22 protein-coding genes are annotated in these 20,556 nt (G+C 45.1%); all 22 read right to left on the reverse strand.

The features are described from left to right. Positions 1 to 88: 88 nt before the first annotated feature. On the reverse strand, positions 89 to 508 hold the full coding sequence (locus DESDI_RS13850) for a flagellar basal body-associated FliL family protein (RefSeq protein WP_015263241.1): 420 nt from the start codon (positions 506 to 508) through the stop codon (positions 89 to 91). Beyond that, the gene (locus tag DESDI_RS13855; protein ID WP_015263242.1) at positions 505 to 717 is read right to left on the reverse strand and encodes a flagellar FlbD family protein; all 213 of its coding nucleotides are present in this window, start codon (positions 715 to 717) and stop codon (positions 505 to 507) included. The genes DESDI_RS13850 and DESDI_RS13855 overlap by 4 nt, the downstream gene beginning before the upstream one ends. Next, positions 714 to 1,157 carry a flagellar FliJ family protein gene (locus DESDI_RS13860; protein WP_015263243.1) on the reverse strand — a complete coding sequence of 148 codons (444 nt, stop codon included), beginning with the start codon at positions 1,155 to 1,157 and terminating at the stop codon, positions 714 to 716. The genes DESDI_RS13855 and DESDI_RS13860 overlap by 4 nt, the downstream gene beginning before the upstream one ends. A gap of 259 nt (positions 1,158 to 1,416) precedes the next feature. Next, positions 1,417 to 2,718 carry a flagellar protein export ATPase FliI gene (fliI, locus tag DESDI_RS13865; protein WP_015263244.1) on the reverse strand — a complete coding sequence of 434 codons (1,302 nt, stop codon included), beginning with the start codon at positions 2,716 to 2,718 and terminating at the stop codon, positions 1,417 to 1,419. Then, a complete protein-coding gene (locus DESDI_RS13870; RefSeq protein ID WP_015263245.1) occupies positions 2,693 to 3,574 on the reverse strand; it encodes a FliH/SctL family protein in 882 nt (293 codons plus the stop codon). Before DESDI_RS13870 ends, fliI begins: the two co-directional genes overlap by 26 nt. Further along, positions 3,558 to 4,562 carry a flagellar motor switch protein FliG gene (fliG, locus tag DESDI_RS13875; RefSeq protein ID WP_015263246.1) on the reverse strand — a complete coding sequence of 335 codons (1,005 nt, stop codon included), beginning with the start codon at positions 4,560 to 4,562 and terminating at the stop codon, positions 3,558 to 3,560. Before fliG ends, DESDI_RS13870 begins: the two co-directional genes overlap by 17 nt. 1 nt (position 4,563) lies before the next feature. Continuing rightward, entirely contained in the window at positions 4,564 to 6,165 is a 1,602-nt protein-coding gene (gene fliF / locus DESDI_RS13880; protein WP_015263247.1) for a flagellar basal-body MS-ring/collar protein FliF, read from the reverse strand. A gap of 103 nt (positions 6,166 to 6,268) precedes the next feature. Then, positions 6,269 to 6,613 (reverse strand): flagellar hook-basal body complex protein FliE, encoded by a 345-nt coding sequence (gene fliE, locus DESDI_RS13885; RefSeq protein WP_015263248.1) that lies wholly within the window; start codon positions 6,611 to 6,613, stop codon positions 6,269 to 6,271. Between the two features lie 8 nt (positions 6,614 to 6,621). Next, positions 6,622 to 7,149, reverse strand: a complete 528-nt coding sequence (gene flgC, locus DESDI_RS13890; protein WP_015263249.1) for a flagellar basal body rod protein FlgC — start codon at positions 7,147 to 7,149, stop codon at positions 6,622 to 6,624. A gap of 5 nt (positions 7,150 to 7,154) precedes the next feature. Further along, positions 7,155 to 8,366, reverse strand: a complete 1,212-nt coding sequence (locus tag DESDI_RS13895) for a protein-glutamate methylesterase/protein-glutamine glutaminase (RefSeq protein ID WP_015263250.1) — start codon at positions 8,364 to 8,366, stop codon at positions 7,155 to 7,157. Continuing rightward, complete coding sequence (locus DESDI_RS13900) at positions 8,353 to 8,796, reverse strand: chemotaxis protein CheW (RefSeq protein ID WP_015263251.1); 444 nt, start codon at positions 8,794 to 8,796, stop codon at positions 8,353 to 8,355. Before DESDI_RS13900 ends, DESDI_RS13895 begins: the two co-directional genes overlap by 14 nt. A 54-nt stretch (positions 8,797 to 8,850) precedes the next feature. Beyond that, positions 8,851 to 11,040 (reverse strand): chemotaxis protein CheA, encoded by a 2,190-nt coding sequence (locus DESDI_RS13905; RefSeq protein WP_041219967.1) that lies wholly within the window; start codon positions 11,038 to 11,040, stop codon positions 8,851 to 8,853. Between the two features lie 395 nt (positions 11,041 to 11,435). Continuing rightward, positions 11,436 to 12,971, reverse strand: coding sequence for an IS66 family transposase (gene tnpC, locus DESDI_RS13910; RefSeq protein ID WP_015263253.1), 1,536 nt, complete (start codon positions 12,969 to 12,971; stop codon positions 11,436 to 11,438). Between the two features lie 90 nt (positions 12,972 to 13,061). After that, complete coding sequence (tnpB, locus tag DESDI_RS13915; protein ID WP_015261245.1) at positions 13,062 to 13,424, reverse strand: IS66 family insertion sequence element accessory protein TnpB; 363 nt, start codon at positions 13,422 to 13,424, stop codon at positions 13,062 to 13,064. Next, a complete protein-coding gene (gene tnpA / locus DESDI_RS13920; RefSeq protein ID WP_015261246.1) occupies positions 13,414 to 13,779 on the reverse strand; it encodes an IS66 family insertion sequence element accessory protein TnpA in 366 nt (121 codons plus the stop codon). The genes tnpB and tnpA overlap by 11 nt, the downstream gene beginning before the upstream one ends. A 196-nt stretch (positions 13,780 to 13,975) precedes the next feature. Continuing rightward, positions 13,976 to 14,356 (reverse strand): flagellar protein FlaG, encoded by a 381-nt coding sequence (locus DESDI_RS13925; protein ID WP_015263254.1) that lies wholly within the window; start codon positions 14,354 to 14,356, stop codon positions 13,976 to 13,978. A gap of 13 nt (positions 14,357 to 14,369) precedes the next feature. After that, entirely contained in the window at positions 14,370 to 14,702 is a 333-nt protein-coding gene (locus DESDI_RS13930; protein WP_015263255.1) for a hypothetical protein, read from the reverse strand. Between the two features lie 34 nt (positions 14,703 to 14,736). Then, on the reverse strand, positions 14,737 to 15,129 hold the full coding sequence (gene fliS / locus DESDI_RS13935; RefSeq protein ID WP_041219507.1) for a flagellar export chaperone FliS: 393 nt from the start codon (positions 15,127 to 15,129) through the stop codon (positions 14,737 to 14,739). A gap of 87 nt (positions 15,130 to 15,216) precedes the next feature. Next, the gene (fliD, locus tag DESDI_RS13940) at positions 15,217 to 16,704 is read right to left on the reverse strand and encodes a flagellar filament capping protein FliD (protein WP_015263257.1); all 1,488 of its coding nucleotides are present in this window, start codon (positions 16,702 to 16,704) and stop codon (positions 15,217 to 15,219) included. A gap of 412 nt (positions 16,705 to 17,116) precedes the next feature. Next, a complete protein-coding gene (locus DESDI_RS13945) occupies positions 17,117 to 17,314 on the reverse strand; it encodes a YjfB family protein (RefSeq protein WP_015263258.1) in 198 nt (65 codons plus the stop codon). 50 nt (positions 17,315 to 17,364) lie between these two features. Beyond that, the gene (locus DESDI_RS18320) at positions 17,365 to 19,065 is read right to left on the reverse strand and encodes a flagellinolysin (RefSeq protein WP_015263259.1); all 1,701 of its coding nucleotides are present in this window, start codon (positions 19,063 to 19,065) and stop codon (positions 17,365 to 17,367) included. Between the two features lie 311 nt (positions 19,066 to 19,376). Beyond that, positions 19,377 to 20,477 (reverse strand): FkbM family methyltransferase, encoded by a 1,101-nt coding sequence (locus DESDI_RS13955; protein WP_015263260.1) that lies wholly within the window; start codon positions 20,475 to 20,477, stop codon positions 19,377 to 19,379. Positions 20,478 to 20,556 lie beyond the last annotated feature (79 nt).

Raw genomic sequence — 20,556 nt, forward strand, 5'->3', positions numbered from 1 at the left:
CCCCCTCTCAATTTTCAGTATATCTTAATTTTAAGATAGATTTGTCAACAAACCGAGAATTTTTAGTATTTATATTAGATAACGTTTTTTATTGATACACAAAGGATAAGAAAAATATGCTCTGCACTTGGTTGCCTGTGACTTCATTCAATTGGGTCACGAGTTCGTTCTTCAAATCCTCGCGCACCTCAGGTTGCATGTCCTGTAAGGACTTGCTGGAAAGCACGGTATTGATGCGATCCTTGATAAATGCATCCTTGGCCAAAATTGGCTCTTCCGACTTCGCATTCATACCTTCAATAGCAATTGTAGCCTTCAGAAAAGCCCCCCCGCGGAGATTTACAGTAAATTCCCCGATGGGTATCACCGGGCCTTCTTTCATCTCTACCACTTGTTGAGAGGGGCCGTCATCAAAAAATATCTTTTGGACCCCTATGGTTCCTATAACTCCAATTGTTGAGCCTAGGAATCCCGCCAGGAAAAGTGTAATCAGTGTTCGCTGGTTCATTCTTTTGGTATCTCCCCTTCCCGAAATAGCGGATGGCAAAACTTTTTATATTCCGCAACTTTGCGAATCAATTCTTGTGTCGATTCCACAACCACATATTTATTCCCTCCGGTTAAGGTAATAACCGTATCCGGGGTTGCTTCCATGGTTTCAATAAGATCTGCATTAATAACTAGCTTTTTACCATTTAGGCGCGTGACTTCAATCATGAGCTGTTCCTCCGTCCAAACATGATTTGGCCAGCTTCATCAAGGACTGCTTGTTCACGGCGCTGTTCCTTAAGATTAAATACTATTTTTTTCTTTTCTCTTAGCTTTTTCAACTTCTCGCTATCTTGATGGGCTTCCAGAAGTCTTTCGCGTTGTCGCTCGACAATATCCTCCTGTTGGAGAACTTGCTTCTCCCGTTGACGTAGGAGTTCCAACTGCTTCTGAGTGAAAGTTTGCCACAGTCCTAGGTCCTGGGGTGAACTCTGGCAGGCCTCTTTTTGACCTTCCAGGGCAAACTGCCAAACTCGTTCTTGCTCTTGGCATGCCTCTCGGAGCTGGAAGAGCTTTTGAGTTTCATGAGCCAAGCGCCGTTGCTGTTCTTCAAGGCTACGTTTTGCGAGGCTTAGGGCTGCTTCGAGACGGAATTTGAATTTGGGCACTCAGGTGGCCTCCTCGTCAAAGTTTTTCTGCATGTCTTAGCTAGGGTCAAGTAGCTTTTCGCACATCGTTCACTCAGTAGCTCCAGGGCTAATGCCTTCGCTTTTATGGGAGCTCTGCCAAACCCTTATGCTTTCTGCATGTGAACCGGTGGCGCCGCTACCCCAAAAAAGCATCAGGCACTTTATCGCCCTTCCGCTAAAATCGTTCACTCTTGTGCGAAAAGCTACGCTTACGGGTCCGGCAGTTAATGAGAAGACGTCATTGGAGAGCCAACTTAAGCTGTTCAATCATCTCGTCGAAGGTGGCCATCTCCTCTACATCTTGGCGGAGGAAGCGATTGATCCCTTCGATATGCTGGATAGCATCATCGATGCGAGGATTGCTACCGGTCACGTAGGCACCAATATCAATCAAATCTTTGGCATCGTTGTAGACGGCTAGGTGTTCTCGAAATTTCCCGGCAAGGTCCTTATGTTCTGGAGAAATAATATCATTCATAACCCGACTGACGGATTGTAGGGTGTCAATGGCCGGATAATGGTTTTGCATCGCTAATTCCCGGGTTAAGACAATATGCCCATCGAGGATTCCCCTGACGGAGTCGGCGATGGGTTCGTTGTGATCATCACCATCTACAAGTACTGTGTAGATTCCAGTGATGCTACCACTCTCGCTCATCCCCGAACGTTCCAGTAGCTTAGGTAAGAGCGCAAAAACCGATGGAGGGTAGCCACGAGTGGCTGGTGGTTCTCCGGCGGTTAGACCGACTTCCCGTTGGGCCATGGCGAAACGTGTCACGGAATCCATCATTAAAAGAACGTCTTGCCCTTGATCCCGAAAGTATTCGGCAATGGCAGTAGCGGTAAAGGCTGCTTTCAAGCGAACCAATGCCGGTTGATCTGAGGTCGCTACTATCAATACCGAACGCTCTAAACCAGCTTCGCCCAGATCCTTTTCAATAAAGTCGCGGAGCTCTCGGCCACGTTCCCCCACCAATGCGATTACATTCACGCTGGCGGTGGTATTCCGTGCCATCATCCCCAATAAGGTGCTTTTCCCGACCCCAGATCCAGCAAAAATCCCTAATCTCTGTCCTCTACCCAAGGTCAAGAGTCCATCAACTGTTCTTACTCCCACACTCAGGTGGTCACGGATGCGGGGGCGCTGAAAGGCATTGGGTGGGGCGTTTTGCAAAGGATAATCCCGGCTTGTGAACAAGGGACGGCCGTCCAAGGGCTGCCCGAGACCATCAATGATGCGACCAAGAAGGGCCGATCCGACACCAACCTTAAGTTTATGCTGTTGAGGGATGACCCGATCACCCGGGGAAATTCCCTCCAACTCGGCCAAGGGCATCAGCAAAGTCGTAGAATTGCGAAATCCCACCACCTCAGCCGGAATTTCTTGACCATGTTGGGTATGGATCTTGCAATATTCTCCCACGCTCGCTCGGGGACCATCGGATTCAATCATGAGTCCAACGATTTTCGCCACCCGCCCATGAGATACAATCAAATCCAAATCGTCAATCTTGTCAACCAAGTTCGGCCAATCGGTCATGCCTGAGCTCCTCTCTTAGGAGTTGTTCACAGCGGTCCAGCTGCGCCTCAACACGAGCATCGAAAATCCCTTCAGAGCATTCAAGAAAACAATCTCCCGCGACCAGGGTTTGGTCTTCTAATAAGGGGATATTAATATCTTCTGCTGATTGAGAAAGCCATGCATAGTCTGCCAAGGAAACATGAAGCTTCCATCCTTCTCGCTCTTCAGGGAGTAAGGATAAAGCTCGAATACGTTGTAGCAATCGCTTGGGATGCTCATGGATATGAACCCTCAGAATCCGCTCTGCAACTTTCAAGGCAAGTTGGAGCATAGTCTCATCGACTTTACCCCATTCCTCCTGGGAAGCTTTTTGGGCGAGTCCAAGAATTTTTTGGGCTTCGGACTTGATGAGCTCTGCTTCACTCGTCCCTTGAACTCTACCCTCCTCTAGACCTTGAGCCAAACCTCGGGTATGCCCTTCTTGGAAAGCTTCTTGGGAGACTTCTTCATGAAGTTTTTTTGCAAAATCTTCTGCTTCGACACGTGCCTTTTCTAGGATAGTAGTCGCTTCCTTTTTTGCCTTCTCTAGAGCTAACAAGGCCTCAGCATGGTTCATCTCCGCTTCGGCGATGATTTTCTCGGCTTGAGCCTGAGCCTCTTGAAGCTGGGCACTCTCGCCTTCTTGAACTTCTTCTACCCTAGTAATCGTTTGAAGTTGGAAATCTTCTTGCTGAGTAAAGCTTTCTCTTTGATTCTTGAGCAGGGATAGATGCTTACCCAGGTATTGCAACTCCTCAGTCTGTTCAACCACACAGGGACTGCTGACGGCCACGGCATTGCATTTAACTACTCGAGCCCTAATATATGATCTCATCACTGCCACCTCTCGAAATGACGATTGCACCGGTTTCTTCCAGTCGACGAATTACTTTAACAATACGTTGTTGAGCTTCTTCGACGTCTCTCAAGCGGACAGGCCCCATGAATTCCATATCTTCGCGTAAGTTTTGTGATGCTCTGGCAGACATATTGGCCATGATTTTTTGGGCCACTTCAGGATTAGAGCCTTTGAGAGAGAGGGCCATATCCTTCATATCCACTTCACGCAGCACCAGCTGAATACCCCTGTCATCCAGCATAACGATATCCTCGAAGACAAACATCTGACGTTTAACCTGTTCAGCTAATTCCGGATCATCCACTTCTAAAGATTCCATAACCACTTTTAAGGTACCGGGATCACTGCGGTTAAGAATATCGACAACACTTTGGATGCCTCCGGATGACGTGTAATCCGCGGGAGCCAAACTGGAGATTTTGCGTTCAAGTATCTTCTCGATCTCTTTTAAGACATCGGGGCTTGTTCTGCCCATTAATGCAATCCGTTTCGTCACATCCGCTTGTCGTTCCTGAGGTAAGCTAGAGAGGAGAATCGCCGCTTTATCCGCCGGCAAGTGAGTCATGATTAATGCAATAGTTTGTGGATGCTCCCCTTGAATAAAAGAAAGCAATTGCTTAGGATCGGTTCGACGTACTAAATCAAAGGGGCGCATTTTTAAAGAAGTAGAAAGACGGGTGATAATCTCAAAAGCCCGTTGCTCACCTAGGGCTCTCTCCAAAACATCCCGTGCATAATCAATCCCCCCCTGGGAGATATAATCATTAGCTACACACATCTGATAGAATTCATCGACAACCTTATCCCGCTGTTCTGATGAAATCTTTCGTACATTAGCCATCTCTAAGGTCAGTTGCTCGATCTCCGCCTCGGTTAAGTGCTGAACGACCTTCGCTGACCGTTCAGACCCTAAGGCAATCATCAATATGGCTGTTTTCTGAATTCCGGTAAGCTGCTGGCTCATGTCACTTTTCCTCCGCTAGCCAAGTTTTAACAAGACGCGCCACTTCATCAGGATTACTCTGGGCATAAGTATCCACGGCTTCTTTGATTTTTTGGCGCTCGATTTCTTCGGCAGATTTTTGTTTGTTTTGAGCCAGCTTAAGCTCAGCTTCGTGTTCAGCCTCTTGCTGAGCCAGTAGAAGCTCTTCTGCTGCCGCCAATGGCACAGGTTGAAGCTCTTGACCGAAGCCCAAAGCTCCTGCCTCTTGTTTGCGTTTTGATCGCATGCGGAAAAGAACAAATAAGAAGGCTAAGGCTAATAAAGCCCCCACTCCCCATTCGATATATGTGCGTATCTGCTCCTGACGGGCTGCTTCGGCCATTGCCTGCTCTTGCTCCAGTGCACCTGTTTTGTCGAACGGCAGAGCGGCTACCTGAATTTCGTCCCCACGTTCCAGAACAATTCCGGCTGCTGAACCGACAATAGCTTTAATCTGCTCCACCTGATCTTCACTTATAGTGTCGGCATCCAACATGACCGAAACAGAAAGACGTTTGATGTCTCCCTGGTTTTTAATGCGTTGTTCTTGAGTACTATCGACCTGATGATTAATGGTATCACTGGTGCTCTCCGAAGTTGAGGTTGTGCCCAGCCCATCCGGGGCGATATAACCCGGAACATTAGTATTAACCCCCGGAGCTGTTCCACCTGCAGAGGTATTAGTCGTATTCTCCGTTGTATGAGCCTCACTAAGCACGGCCCCCGGTCCATGAACCACAGAGTCCGTCTTTACTTCATCAAAATCTAAGGTTGCATTGGCTCGTACAACCGTCTTCCCGGGGCTAAACACCTTATCTAACATACTTTGTACAGATTTACGAATATTCTCTTCCGTAAGCTGCTTAAGCTGAATTTGAGTAGCTGTCATCTTTCCCGGTAATTGATCCTCACTTAGTACGTCAGAAAGAACATTCCCATTGGAATCCACGATGGTCACGTTCTCCAGCTGAAGACCCTCCACAGAGGCCGATAAAAGATTTGCAATCCCTCGGACCTGCTCCTCAGTGATAGGCTCCTCTTCTTTAAGAGTTAGGGTGACGGCTGCGGTTGTATCCTCCTGCTGCTCCACGAAAAGGGTCGGCGCTGGTATTGCCAAATGCACTCTGGCAGCTTTGACACTGCTTAAGGTCCTTAAGGTTGTCTCGAGCTCTGTTTGTAATCCTAAATTATAACGCAATCTGCGATCGGATTCTGTCTCTCCGACACGCATCTCGTTAAGGCTTTCACTCCAACTGAATTGACTTCCTTTTGGCAAGCCAGAATTGGCCAGTTCCAATCGAATCGCTGCAGCCGCTTTTTCAGGAACCAAGATAGAAGAACCATTGTTACCTAATTTGTAGTCAGCCTTTAAGGCCTTTAATTCGGTCGTAATCTCTCCAGCCTCTACATCAGATAATTCCGTAAAGATTGGCACATAATTAGGATTACTTGCCCAATAAAGCAAGGAAATAAGTGCAATAGCAACTGCCAGAGGAGCGGCGACAGTAATAACCTTTTGTAGGCGAGAGAGTCTGCCCCAAAATGCTTGTACGGATGATTTAGTTTCAGCCCACGAAAAATCCAAAGGTATCGCTCCTCTTTTATGTATCTACTCATATTTTCTACAAGTTAACCCCTTAAAACAGAATCAAAAAACCGTATCTATTTATGTAGTCATAAATAAACTATTAAATCTGCATTCTCATGACTTCATGATAAGCATCCAGCACTTTGTTGCGCATTTCTACAGTTAAGGATAAGGAAAGACTGGCTTTTTCCATGGCAATGACCGCTGTGTGGAGGTCCTGAATCTGGCCCGTGGCTAGTCCGAAACTAGCTACGTCCGCTTCCTTCTGAAGGGCATCGACCTTCTGTAAGGCCTCATTCAAAAACTGGCCAAAATCTGCACCGACTTTGCCTGCTCCCACATCCCCTAACTTCTCTTGACTCCCCTGGGTAGTTGCCCCCTGAATTGAATTCAGATTAGGAGTCAAAAGCATAGGGTTCATAGGAGCGATTGGATTAATTGCCATTTAATATATTACCTCCCTATTTCCAAAGCTTTACTCATCATCGATTTAGAGGCATTCATCGCCGTAACATTCGCTTCATAAGCCCGTGAGGCTGATATCATATCCACCATTTCAGTGACGATATTGACATTAGGTAATCTCACATAGCCGGCAGGAACCCCTGCCTCAGGAGTTTGGGCTGCATCAGGAGAATCCGGGTTATATTCCAGACGGAATTCAGCAGGATCTCCCGCAATGGCTTGAACATCCACCCCATTGCCGGTCGCACTACGGGTCGCGAGTCCTGAGGTTAACGCTGTTGGGTTCACCTGTTTTCCCTGTAAGGCTTGATTTAAAGTTTCAGCAAAGCTAAATTGGGGTTCTCTCGCTTTAAATACGACCACTTGGCGTCGGTACGGGATAGGATTCCCTCCGGGCGTAGCCTCGCTGGTCCGGGTGGTATTAATATTAGCGATATTATTGGATATGACATCCAGGCGCAACCGCTGAGCAGTCAAGCCCGAGGCGCTGGTATCCATTGACCCAAAAATACTCATGGTTGTTACCTCCTTTGCACACATTCAACAATTGTTCGAGCGATCTCTCCCAAGGGAACAACCCGATTGGCTAATCCCGCATCGACAATCGCTCGCGGCATACCATAAACCACGCAGGTCTCTTCCGCCTCGGCAATGGCGAAGCCTTCTCGTTCTTTGATCTCTCTCATCCCTTTAAGGCCATCGTTACCCATGCCGGTCATCACCACCCCTAAGCTCCCCTTGCCCACTTCCTTGGCCAAGGATAAAAACATAACATCTACCGAAGGATGGTAAAGGGTCGTTATAGGAGATTCATCACCGATATGTAGATGGAGCTGGGAGCCCTGGCGCTGAACCTGCATTTGTTTACCCGCAGGGGCAACATAGATAGTTCCCGCCTTTAAAGCCTCACCGTGTACTCCTTCTCGTATATTGAGAGGTGACATGCCATTGAGGCGTTGAGCCAAAGGCGCCGTAAAGCCGGGCGGCATATGTTGAGCGACCAGAACAGGAACGGGAAAATTAGCCGGAAGTTGTGTTAATACAGCTTGAAGGGCCGAGGGTCCTCCGGTAGAAGTCCCAATCGCCACAATCTCGATCGGATGCTTAGGAAGAGCTTCCCCCCGTTCTAAGGAACGTCCCTTGGTTGTTCCCGAGACAGTGTTGGCATTTCCTAAGGAAGACTGCCCTGTAACAGAATTTCCTAAGGCACTGGTGCCGGGCCGAGGGGTCGAGTCGGGTGTGTTTCCCGCAGACCAGGTCGGTCGTGACCCAGTACTTGGTATTGAACGGTTTACCCTTTTTTTAGCTAAACGGTTAGGATCAATTTGAGCCGCTGCTTTTACTTTTTCAATCAGATCCCGAGCCAAAGCCTGCACATCGGCTCCGGGACCACCGGAAGGCTTGGTCACCACTTCAAAGGCTCCCGCCTCTAAGGCTTTCAGGCTGGCTTGTGCCCCTTCTGTGGTCAAAGCGCTCAGTATAATAACCGGCGTCGGTTGCCAACGCATAATCTCCCCTAGTGCTTGTTGACCATCGATGACCGGCATCTCAATATCCATCGTCACCACTTGAGGGCGGAGGGCTTGAAGCTTTTCAATACCTTCTCGGCCATCTCGAGCAGTATCCAGGACCTTAATTTCCGGATCCTGGCTTAATATCTTCTGGAGTGTAAGACGCATGAAGGGGGAGTCATCCACAATCAGAACTGTGATTGGAGAATTAGGCCGATTCATGGTTTATCTCACCACCCATGATGTTATCGAGATTGAGAAGAATGAGCAAACGCTCTCCAATCTTGCCCACACCACGGATAAAATGAGAATCCATACCTAAGGCCACTGGCGGTGGTGGTTCAATAGATTCGGTATCCAAACGCAACACTTCCGTGACTGCATCCACCCGAATACCAAAGACTTTATTCTGGACTTGGAGCACGATAATCCGGCTCAAATCACTCTCTTCCACACGCTCCATACCAAAACGTGTCCGCAGACTCACGACAGGAATAACATTACCCCGCAGATTAATGACACCTTCCACATAGTCCGGAGCTTTGGGGACTCGAGTAATGGGAGGGATACGAATAATTTCTTGGACAAGCATGATGTCCACCCCAAATTCCTCTGTGCCGAGACCGAATGTAACCAATTGTTCTTCTGCCATTTTTATGCCCTCCTTTTATTATCCCGCATGGAATATCTATATTTCTCCAACAAGTTAACCTCTTCTGGTCACAAGTATATCTTGAATCAAGCTCCCGATATCGAGAATCAGCGTCACCTTACCATCACCAAGGATAGTAGCTCCGGCAATTCCAGGGAGATTATTAAGGAACTCACCTAAGGATTTTATGACTACTTCCTGTTGCCCGCGTAATCCATCTACGATCAGACCCAAGGCCTTATCGCCTAAGCCAACGACGACAACAAAAACTTCTTCCGGTTCAACTTCGGCCGGGGGAAGTTCGAATTTTTCACGCAGAGAAATCAAGGGCAATGTATTGCCACGAAGCTGTACCATAGGTATGCCGCCCACATTCTTGATTTCTTTTTGCTCGACCAGCAGAGTCTCCAGTACAGATGATAAGGGAACAGCATAAATTTCTGTGTCTGCTTCGACCAGTAGGGCTTGGATAATGGCTAAGGTCAAGGGTAGGCGTATGGTAAAGGTTGTCCCTTCGCCGGCTCGCGTGGTGATGTCAATCATGCCGCCCAGATTATTCAAGGCTTTCTTAACAACATCCATGCCGACTCCCCGTCCGGAGATATCCGTTACTTGGTCCGCTGTGCTAAAGCCCGGCAAGAAAATCAGATTGGCGATATCTCGTTCAGAAAGGCCTTCTCTTTCCCCGACCAACCCACGGCTCAGTGCTTTTTCGTAGATTCTATTGAGATCCAAACCCTTGCCGTCATCAGAGATGAGAATAGCAATATGGTTTCCTTCATGATATGCATCAAGGGTGATGGTTCCCAACTCGGACTTACCGGCAGCGCGGCGTTCCTCGGGCGATTCAATACCATGATCGACAGAGTTACGAATGAGATGCATAAGGGGATCGCCAATCACTTCGACGACCGTCTTATCCAATTCCGTATCTTCACCCTTAAGCACCAGCTCGATCTCTTTTTCGGTTTTGCGTGCTAGGTCCCGAACCAAGCGTGGGAAGCGGCTGAATACAGTGCCAATTGGAACCATGCGCAAACGCATAGCGCTTTCTTGCAGATCACTCATAAGACGCCCTAAATATACCGTCGTCTCATTCAAGTTATTGACCATGGCATCCATGTGATATTGTTCTTTTAAATCCTGACCGATTTGAACAAGACGGGTCCGGGTAATTACCATTTCTCCGACCAAATTAATCAGGTTGTCCATGCGAACGGTATCGACCCGAATCGTATGGACTTGATTATTTCCTTCACTTACACCATTGTTGACATTCCCTGTCACCGGCTTAGCGGGAGATGAGGCCACAGCCTTTAGCGGAGCAGATTGTACCGGTTTATTAATTTGCTTCTGTTGTTCAACAACAGAAGGTGCTTCTGTGCCCTCTAACACTTCAGCTTGCGCTGTAGCCGCCACTTGATTCACGACGAATGGAGCCACAGCTTCAGTACTGGAATAGGGGTGGATGACAACTTCTGCTAATTCCGAAACAGTTAAGAGCTCTGCCCGAATGTCCTCCGGCGAATCATCAGAGAGGATGAGCATGGCAAATTCATCTTCGTTGCCCACTTCAAGATCTTCGACGCTGGGGATCATTTTTACGACCTTCCCCACATTTTCCATGCGTTGCACCGCCATGACTGCACGCACAGCCTTCATTAATGTATTGGGAGCAAATTTTATGACTGCTTGGTAGATGCCATGTCCTAAACCCTGGGCATCCCGCACTTGATCACGGACTTCCTCTATCAGTTGGAAATCGATGGGTGGATATTCAGAGGGTGTTTCAGTATGTACAGGGACTTCAATGCTCTTGGCCGGTACAGGAACTTCGCCCCGCATCAGGGCATTCATTTCATCGACCAGATCCTGATAATCAACGTTTATTTCCACTCGCTGCTCGACTTGATTTAACATTTCCTTCACACGATCGGTGACCGCTAACAAAAGATCGACCATGGGAAGAGAAACTTCCATTTTCCCTTGGCGCAACCGATCGAGTAAATCCTCGGCTGAGTGCGTCAAGGCAACAATGGAGGTAAAACCCATGGTCCCGGAGGCCCCTTTTAAACTATGTGCTGATCGAAATAAGTCATTAATAAGACCGACATTATTGCCTTCCTTTTCTAGTTGCAACAATCCTGCCGCAAGCTTTTCGACTTGTTCCTGCGAATCAAGGAGATAAAACTCTAGGAACTCTCCCAAATCGACACCCATATTTTGATTGTCCTCTTGGCTCATATCCAGTTCCACCCCTAACTTTTGCTTTTGCATATTTAAAAACTCAATACCTATCATTTATGTAATCAATAAAACCATAGAGTAATCATATCTTTGAGTAATTCGCCGTTTATTTTATAATTCCTCCAAGCAAAGAGTTGTTAAGATAAGTTTGATGCTTCTGGTTACTTCTCGATACTTTTACTTAATAATACTAACATCTTCTCATTCCACGTGTAAATACAACGAACTGACAAATTCTGTATTTATAAGTCCCATTTTTATAGGACTTTTGTCCTGTTTGGTATCTATTCTTGATTCTGAGCTTAGCCGTCCTTGTTATAGAAGAAGAGTAAGCGTCAAACAAGTCGGTGTATAGAAAAAGGGTAAAAACCAGTATAAACTAAGTTTTTACCCTATTTGCAGACAGCCTGTACATCTGGACTCCACGGCAGATAATCTTCAAGAAATTCTGGGTATTGACCGAACTGCACCCCGGGTAACTCTTTAAAGATGAAGCAAAGATATTTATAGGGATTCAGGCCATTGGCCTTAGCCGTTTCAATCATGCTGTAAACGGCAGCGCTAGCAGTTGCTCCTTTCGGGCTTCCACTAAACAGCCAGTTTTTTCGTCCGATCGTAAAGGGGCGGATGCTGTTTTCGGCTAAGTTGTTCGAGATGGCGCAGTTTCCATCCAACAGATAATTCATCAATTCCTGTTTATGGTTTATGGCGTAATTAAGAGCTTGCCCAAGTTTAGATTTAGGGAGAACCTTGTTCTTAGTGTAATCCACCCATACCCAAAAGGCCTCCAAAACAGGTTGTTCCTGCTTCAGACGCTCGGATTGTCGCTCTTCTCTTGAACACCCTTCAAGAGTTTTCTCTATCTCAAAGAGTTCATTACAAAATCGAACCCCATCGCTTGCCAAAGTGGCTTCCGGGCTATGGATATCCTTTGGCAGGGCCTCAACGAAATTCCTTCGAACATGAGCCCAGCACAGGCATCGCGTGATTCCCTCCACCTTTTGGTAGCCTGAGTAGGCATCCGAGTGGAGGTATCCTTTAAATCCTTTTAGGAATTTCTGAGGATATTTACCACTTCTACCCGGTTGGTACTCGAAGATCCGGATGGGATGCTTACAGTGTTTGCTCGTACTGTAAACCCACATGTAAGAATCCGTGGTATTCTTTCGGCCCTCTTCGTTGAGGACTTGAACCGGAGTTTCGTCAGCATGCAGGAAGTTTTCCTCCAAGAGCTTCTGATGCATCCGTTGCAAAAGCGGGGTCAGCCAATCTCGGGCTGCGACCATGATCCAATTGGCCATGGTTGCACGGCTTAATTCAACGCCCAGCGTCTTCCACTCCTTTTCCTGACGGTACAGAGGAAGCGCGTTGACAAACTTCTGATGCATTACCCAAGCTACTGTGGAGGGAGATGCCATGGAGTGCTGAATGACTGGAGAAGGTACAGGTGCTTTCTCCATATAGGGCAAGTTATTCTTACGGCAGCTACGGCACTCGAAGGTTTCGCGGTAAATATCGATTACTCTTACTTTTGCAGGGATGAATTCAATTTCGGTTCTCACGAACTCTTCTCCCACAGAGACCAGTGTCGTCTGACACTCTTCGCAGGACCGGTCATCTTCTAAGAGAGTACAGAACCGCTTTTCATGGGGAAGGTCTTTCAAAAGTTCCTTACGCTGACCGTCGAATTTCTTTCTCTGGTACCCCTCGACTTGCTTAAGGTCCGGTTCCACAGCCTTAGGATTAGATTCCGTTTCTGCTTCATCAAAAAGAGACATCTGTCCCACAGAAAGGACGGATGTCTTCTCAGAGCTTCGACCAAAGAGTTTACGGGTCAGATGATGAACGGTTTCATGAAGAAGTTTGTTTTCCTTCTCTAGTTCGGTGATGCGGTTTTCAAGAGTTTTTACCGATTTTACTTCACTCATCAGCCCTAAATCCTTTGCGTTTCTCACTGCATTTAGTATAGCATGAAAACGCCATAAAGTCCAGTAACCATGCAGGTTTGGGCCATTTCTTTATACCGAAAAGCAGCCTGTGGAATCCCACTTTTTCACGGCCTTAGGCTGATCAATAGACAGCCCTTCCATAAGCCAGCGGAATTCCTGGCGGGTAATCCCGCGAACTGCTTCAGCATTCTTGGGCCATTGGAATTTGCTCTTTTCAAGTCGCTTATACAGAAGAACAAAGCCATCCCCTTCCCAATAGAGTGCCTTCAGTCGATCATGCCGACGGCCACAAAAGAGAAACAAACTATTTTGAAAGGGGTTGAGCTGAAAGTTTTGCTGAACTAGGGCTGCCAGTCCGTCTATGGACTTACGCATGTCGGTATACCCGCAGGCGAGGTAGATTTTCTCGGCCTTAGAGATGTCACCGAACATGTTGAAGTGCTCTAAGAGTATTCTCGATTAAGTTCAACGAGGCAGTGTTATGAATTTCTAGACTTGCGGAATCTAAGCGAACCACGATCGCTGGTGACAAGGAATCTGTCGCCGGAGAACTGACCTGGGGAAGTGAAAAGGATACGGGTACGATAGAATTGTTTTCGTTTTGAAGTGCCGGAAGAGCCTCACAGGCGGCAGTGCGGACTCGTCTCAACCAATAGAAGTAACTACTTGGATGAATATTATGTTCAGCACACCATGCGGAGACTGTTTGCCCACTGCTGCGACATTCACTAATAAGTCGAGTCCATTTCTTCAATCGATAGTTTTGTGTGACTTTCTGAGTATCCACTTTAATCCTCCTTTGAAGTTTTTCAAGTCTACTTGAAAAACTCTAAAAACTTCAATTTACGAGGATTGTCTCATAGTTTCCGAGATGGGGCTATACACTACCTTATTAGGCGCTTACGAAGAAGAAATAAGCATTAAAAAAACACTCCCACTAATAGCTTGGAGTGTTTTCCTAAAGCTTGCTTATCGAATGCATCCTAAACTCGTTGATCCACGAATAACCCGGCTTCATTTGTAAGATTGTGAAGGAGTTCTAAGACCCATTTTGGAGAAGCTTCCTTGAGGACCTTTTCAGAATCCTGATCGACAATCCGGACGAGAATCTCTTCCGAATTCTTCTCTTCATGAAGATCGAAACGCATTCCCTTATTGATTAGATTCATAAAGCGGTTTAATTTATCTAAAGCCTTCTCCACTTCTTCCCTGGGAATGTCTTCCCGGGCATCAGGGATTTCATTTTTACGTTCCACAACCGGTCGAGCGATATCATGGGAACGTTCCAGTTTTTGACCAGCATAAGCATCCACAGGCATCATGGTCTTCTGATTATTTGGTTGAATCGGTTCGATGGTGATCATCGCAATTCCTCCTTTAGCGTTCCCAGTTTCTGCTAGCCATAGGAGGTTGATTTCCTCCCGAGTAGGCTTCCGCTACTTGTTGGTGGTGCTTCATCTTGCTATGGGTCGCTTGAAAATGATTCATGAGGACTTGATTCGCACTTAGGACCTGTGCCTGTAGCTTCTTACCGGCGGGAGAAGAGATATACCCATCGTCTGAAGCGTCTTCGATGAGGACCTGCAACCGCTCTCGCTGGTTCATGAGTTCATAGAACAACTCCATATCCTGGCGATCGAGGAATTTCAGCATTTCCTTGGTGAGGAAAAGGTAGTCTTGCCATAATTCAGGCGCAGTTTTATTGATCATGCCTTGTATCCTCTCCCCCTCCCAATTGCGACCGTTATCTCACTGCCAGCTTACTTTGTTGAGCTTGCTTCATAGCCTCTTGCCAAGTATTGCGCATTTCCTCTAAGATAGTTTTGGCGTTATTCAGTTGCTGAACATCCTTCTTAATATTGCCCTCAATCAAGCAATTCTCGATATATTCATAGAGTGCTGCCCAATTTTGTGAGAGTTCATAATTCATATCTAAGGTCACCATGAATTCACGAACGATGGCCTGCACTCGCAGATTGGCTTTGTGGGATTTCTCCATCTCGCCTTTTTCCAGGGCTAGGATGCTTTCAGCTAAAAACCGTAAAGCTCCATTATATAAAAGCAAAGTCAGCTGCTCTGGTGATGCTGTCATAATCTGTTGATTCTTATAGGCTGCAGCCATTTGGGAATTTAACATATTCATTTCACTTCCATCTTAAATATTCATTCTACTTTTTCTTTCTTTTTCTAAATGAAAATGATATAGAATCGCCTATCGTACTACTTACTGACCGGTAAACTGCGAAAGCAACCAGCTATTTTGCTGGGATATCTTACTTAGGGCAGATTCCATGGCATCGAATTGTTTATAGTAACGCGCCTCAATGCTTGCTAAACGATCATTCATTCGATCAAGACTGTCATTATAATCCCGAATCCGCATTGCTAGACTGCTTTTTGTATCACCATCAAGAGTACTGCTAATACCGGCTACCGTAAAGATTTTATCCATGGACGTCTTTATCGTATCATAAATTCGATTTGAAACACCCTGTTTATCACTAGTATCACCACTGGTGCTAAATAGTTTATTAATAACATCCGGATCTTCCTCTAAGGCTTTCTTAAGCTTAATCTCATCGATATAAAGCTTGCCCCCCTCGGAATAATTCCCTGTAGTTATCCCGATCGACGCTAGGCTCACATAATTTCCTGTGAGACCACTGATTGGCGAAGAAATATCACTGCGCAACTTGAATACAGCCTCTTGAAGAATAGTATCTCGACGCAACATTCCGCTTTTCGACTTTTTATCCCACTCGGTTATCTCCGATTCCTTCAGGGCACTTCTCTCCTCATTAGTTAAAGGCATAAATTTAGTATATTTCGCTTCATTCAATTCACCATTGAGTTTCGCGAGCAAGTCATTATAGGAATTGACAAAATCCTTCACCACTGATAAAGACTTTTCATTATCTGCAGCAATGACGACATTCGCAACGCCCTTTGCTTTAAGGTTATATGTCACACCGGAGATAGTGAAAGTGTTACTAGATTGGCTAAGCCCAAGTACGCCATCAAAGTCAAAGATAGCATCTTTTCCTTCTACAGACGTCTGAAGTTTTAAGGTCGATGTCAGAAAATCAAGACCGTCTATATCTGTGGTACCTGTAAAATCAATCTTCGCTTCTGCACCAGATTTCGTAGAATAGATGAAAAAGCGATCTAAATTTGCATCATAGTTCGCCTTAATTCCCAGACCAGAATTGTTGATATTACTGACAAATTCATTAATGCTCTTCGTAGTGTCGACAGTAATTGTTTGAGATTCGGTCCCGTTACTTAGCTTAATATCAAAGGTATCAGGGGTAGCTCCATCCATCGCGAATTGATTCCTTAAAGTATCTTTGAGCGATTGGCTTCCTAACGAGATTGAACTTGTCATTCTAGCGCCCTCAGCAAGCTGAGTCACATTAATTGTATGGCTCACGTTGGCCGCCTCTGCATTAGCCGTTGCCGAAACAATCCCTTCTGCTGTTGAGGAAGCAATCTTAGGCATTAGGGTACTCTGCAATTTATAATTAAATGCGGTTGTATTGCGAAAATCACGTAGCGAGGTATACATCGTATTGTAATCCGCTTTTTTCCACTCCAGCTGCGTCTTCTTCTGCCAGACTTTGTCATATTGGGTACGCCGTGCAGCCATCATATCCTTAACTAATTGTTCAACATCAATGCCTGAACCGCTCAGACCATAACTCCGTATTGCCATTGAAAATTCCCCCTTGTCTGCAAGCAACTATAGTAATTCAGATGTTACGCATATGAATCTTTTAACATCCATACTATTCTTCTATAATAAATATCGGATGATTTCCAAAAAACTTTAGCGTTTTAAATTTTAAAGGAAATTGGATATGATTGTTTTTTGATTAATCGCTAAGCATGATATCATATAGATTTGGTTTACCTTGTTTTTTAAGCTACTGTTTAGATAGCTTTTATGAAAACTCGATAGTTTTGGAATAGGAGCCAATAGCATCATTTGAGACATTAAAATAGGGATCAAACAAAGCAGACTATGTGTAACAATAATTGTAGTCAATGATAAATACAGAAATATATAAGTTAAAACTACAAAACCACTATTCCCTATAGGTTTGGCGACCCTTAACGACTCCAAATCACACCCATATATCAATATTACTCCCTAATTGCGTAACAACCGATAAGTCGCTTACGCCTGACATTCCTTCAAGCATCATTGCCAACGACTTGCTTTGTTCTCTCGCCACATCTATGGTCATCTTCATCACAGAAATTGATGCTTGTTGCTGGACTTTAGCTTGATTCATTACAATTGACATAGCCGCTATATCCATTAAAGGGCCTCCTTACACGATTTCAATTGATTTCTGCTATATATATTTATTTATTTCAATAATTGCAAAATCTCTTGAGGCCGGAAGTTCGCTTGAGCCAGCATTGCTTGGGCAGCTTGGCTAAGGATGCTGCTCTTTTGGAAATTCATCATTTCCTTTGCTAGGTCTACATCACGAATACGTAACTCACTCGCAGTTATATTTTCCTCGGCATTGGCCAAGTTTAATATTGTATGCTCTAATCTGTTTTGAACAGCTCCAAAATAGCTTCGGGCATTTGATACCAACCCTAAAGCTTTATTAATTGTACCTATTGCTGCATTAGCCCCACTCTGTGTCTTAATATTTGTTCCTACTAGCTCTAATGCAGACGTCCTAAGATCAAAGCTTTGGAAAGGTATATTCTGTCCAGAATTTGCACCAACGTGAAAAACTATTTCCCCTAATCCTACTGATCCTGCAGAGTTAACGAAATCCAAGGTGAAATGCGTATTCAAAGTGGCCACACCCGTAGCATTGGGGATTGTCTGATCAAGAGTTAAGTCACTACTACTACCTTTTGCACCACCGATTGTGATAACGCCAGACCCTTGTGTAAAATCAGCACTTCCCATCAGATAGGTATTTAGAACCCCCGCACTAGACGAATTAGCATTAAACCAATTTATAAATTCTGTTGCAGTTGTCAAATCTGCAGCTCCTATCGCACCATCTAATTCTGTCCCTGTAAAATTCTGCGTAGTGTTTAATAACGCCTGATCGAGCGTATCTCCTGCTTCCAACCGGTCAATTATTGCATTGATCCCATCATCAGTAACCTCATGGAGCACCTTAACTGCTTCGTAAGCCGAACGATAATCCCCATCAAAAGGGTATCCCATGCTAACATGATGGTCGGTTACGCCAAACAGATTTCCCCCTTGAATGGTCATTGCCAAGCCCTCGATAAACCAATTTTCTTCAGCTGTATCTACTCCATCTCTACTAAAGGGCATTTCTGTAAACTGAAAAGCATGGACCATTTCGTGAGCTAATAAAGTATCTAAAATGCCTTCCGGCCTCAGATTACCTGAGCCGTCAAAGACCTTCGCAGTATTGACTCGAAGCGTTAGAGTAGCTCCACCGTCCGCTGTACCCATCGAAGCTCCAGTCGAAGTTATATCGTTATAGTAATATTCTACACGCATTGGTCGTTTTATTGGGCTATCCGGATAGTCAATCCCCAATCGTGTATAAATAGCCACCATACTATCATTGAGCCATCCAGGCAGCTTTGAAGTAAGTTCGTCTAAGGCCGCCTGAGAGATGCCCGTATACTGAGACACTACACTACCACTTTGATTTAGCAATTTTTTGGTATTAAATTCAGTATCGTTAGCAATCATTTCAATATTACTTAAAATCTGAACCATCTCATCCTGCAAGTAGGCCCTGTCTTCATTAGTTAATGTTCCGTTAGCGGCTTGAACAGAAAGCTCCCTGCTCCTTTGCAACATATCCTGAATTGAAGCAGCCGCACCCTCAGCAGTTTGAACCAAAGAAATCGCATCTTGGGCATTACGGATCGCTTGGCTAAGTCCACGAATTTGCCCACGCATTTTTTCTGATATAGTAAGCCCAGCGGCATCATCACTAGCATTATTGATTCGTAACCCAGAAGAAACCTTTTTCAAGCCTTTACTTACTTCATTTTGCTTAATTGATAATTTGTTAAAGGTATTTTGAGCTGATATATTATGATAAATTATCATACCATCACCACTTTTATAGCTAATTCATTTCATAATTAGCATCTACTAAAACGCCAAATTATGATGTTATTAGTATTATCGAACAGAATGTCTCTTAACTTTAAACCAAAATACTTCTTTTCCGCTTGTTAGTCGTACCTAGAGACTGCCGAACCCGAGGTGAAGAACTACCCACTCAATAAAAGGCGGGTTCATCCAATTTCGTCAGATTTCTTCAGGTCCAGAACACCACGGGAAGATTGACCGAATGGGAAACCTTCCCTCGAATAAAGGGCCAGTATCGGGGTGCGTTTTTTAAATATTTATAACCGTTATATTGTTGCATATAGCACTGTATCCACGCCATAAAGGCCATGACTTCGTAGAAAGAATTTATATTCAGGAATAACTGAGTGAATCAGTAGTGGAATTCGCCAAATGTCATCATTTTTATGATAGACCGCGATTGCTAAGTCGGGCTTATCCTCCACGAGAATTTTCTTCGCTCCCAGTATAGCGCTGTATTCTGCACCCTCAATATCCATTTTGATAAAGGTTGGATGAAACCCTACCAGCGCCTCAGATAGTGATACACACCGAATCATCTCTCCCCCACACTCAGAAATGTGGCTACCCGCTGTCCCTTGATTCGTGAAAAAGAACTTGCCTGTCCGATCCGCAACTCCGCAAGGAAAGCATATAGCTGATTGGATATCCTTACAGCTTTCCATATTCTGATGTAGTAAGGAGAAATTCTTCTCATCCGGTTCAAAGCACACTACGGATTGAATCGGAATCCCATGACTCAACCCTGTCAAAATGCTATCCCCTGAATATGCTCCACAGTCAACAAATCTCTGGTAGCCTTTACGAAATTTTATAGATTTGGCAAAGTATTGCGGTTCATCGCAAGGCATACAGAACGCAGAGAAATCACTTATCAGCTTTGCTTTGATAAACTGGTAGAACACTTGTATGCTAGCTTCATCTTCTAGCAAGTCCGCAAATTCCAGAATATCTTGCTGCGCCTTTTGGATAGCCAGCGGATTATATAAAAAAACTGCTGCATATTTATAATGCAATATATCACGAAATCCCACTGCACGCAGTTGATTGGCTACTGCGTTAAAATAGGCCTCCGAGGAATCAAAGCTTAAGAGCACGATTGCATTTTCGATTACATCCTGCGGCAAAGCAATATCATCCAAATTATAAACCGGCTTAGAACGATAACGCATTTCCCGTGATCCACGTATATCTAGAAAAGCTGTCACACTCTGACCGTTCCCAGTAAGTGCATCATAAACCAGTCCGCCCACACGCCCCGCACCATATAATAAGATCTCCTTATCATAGAATATCTCACTCGGGCATGAGGGAGTAATTTCTGTACTTAATAATTCAATAAATTTCTCTGTTTGCTCTTTATTCATCTTTGGTGCCTTTCATACTTCTTATTTGATTTTAGAAACTCCATAATCCAAATCTATCTGAATATTACGGTTCACGAGA

The organism is Desulfitobacterium dichloroeliminans LMG P-21439 (assembly GCF_000243135.2).
Taxonomy (GTDB): Bacteria; Bacillota; Desulfitobacteriia; order Desulfitobacteriales; family Desulfitobacteriaceae; genus Desulfitobacterium; species Desulfitobacterium dichloroeliminans.

Excerpts from the sequence above, each read along its gene's own strand:
- DESDI_RS13850 (WP_015263241.1), bottom strand. The coding sequence starts at position 508 with ATGAACCAGCGAACACTGATTACACTTTTCCTGGCGGGATTCCTAGGC.
- DESDI_RS13855 (WP_015263242.1), bottom strand. The coding sequence starts at position 717 with ATGATTGAAGTCACGCGCCTAAATGGTAAAAAGCTAGTTATTAATGCA.
- fliI (WP_015263244.1), bottom strand. The coding sequence starts at position 2,718 with ATGACCGATTGGCCGAACTTGGTTGACAAGATTGACGATTTGGATTTG.
- DESDI_RS13870 (WP_015263245.1), bottom strand. The coding sequence starts at position 3,574 with ATGAGATCATATATTAGGGCTCGAGTAGTTAAATGCAATGCCGTGGCC.
- fliG (WP_015263246.1), bottom strand. The coding sequence starts at position 4,562 with ATGAGCCAGCAGCTTACCGGAATTCAGAAAACAGCCATATTGATGATT.
- fliE (WP_015263248.1), bottom strand. The coding sequence starts at position 6,613 with ATGGCAATTAATCCAATCGCTCCTATGAACCCTATGCTTTTGACTCCT.
- flgC (WP_015263249.1), bottom strand. The coding sequence starts at position 7,149 with ATGAGTATTTTTGGGTCAATGGATACCAGCGCCTCGGGCTTGACTGCT.
- DESDI_RS13895 (WP_015263250.1), bottom strand. The coding sequence starts at position 8,366 with ATGAATCGGCCTAATTCTCCAATCACAGTTCTGATTGTGGATGACTCC.
- DESDI_RS13900 (WP_015263251.1), bottom strand. The coding sequence starts at position 8,796 with ATGGCAGAAGAACAATTGGTTACATTCGGTCTCGGCACAGAGGAATTT.
- DESDI_RS13905 (WP_041219967.1), bottom strand. The coding sequence starts at position 11,040 with ATGAGCCAAGAGGACAATCAAAATATGGGTGTCGATTTGGGAGAGTTC.
- tnpC (WP_015263253.1), bottom strand. The coding sequence starts at position 12,971 with ATGAGTGAAGTAAAATCGGTAAAAACTCTTGAAAACCGCATCACCGAA.
- tnpB (WP_015261245.1), bottom strand. The coding sequence starts at position 13,424 with ATGTTCGGTGACATCTCTAAGGCCGAGAAAATCTACCTCGCCTGCGGG.
- DESDI_RS13925 (WP_015263254.1), bottom strand. The coding sequence starts at position 14,356 with ATGATCACCATCGAACCGATTCAACCAAATAATCAGAAGACCATGATG.
- DESDI_RS13930 (WP_015263255.1), bottom strand. The coding sequence starts at position 14,702 with ATGATCAATAAAACTGCGCCTGAATTATGGCAAGACTACCTTTTCCTC.
- fliS (WP_041219507.1), bottom strand. The coding sequence starts at position 15,129 with ATGTTAAATTCCCAAATGGCTGCAGCCTATAAGAATCAACAGATTATG.
- fliD (WP_015263257.1), bottom strand. The coding sequence starts at position 16,704 with ATGGCAATACGGAGTTATGGTCTGAGCGGTTCAGGCATTGATGTTGAA.
- DESDI_RS13945 (WP_015263258.1), bottom strand. The coding sequence starts at position 17,314 with ATGGATATAGCGGCTATGTCAATTGTAATGAATCAAGCTAAAGTCCAG.
- DESDI_RS18320 (WP_015263259.1), bottom strand. The coding sequence starts at position 19,065 with ATGATAATTTATCATAATATATCAGCTCAAAATACCTTTAACAAATTA.
- DESDI_RS13955 (WP_015263260.1), bottom strand. The coding sequence starts at position 20,477 with ATGAATAAAGAGCAAACAGAGAAATTTATTGAATTATTAAGTACAGAA.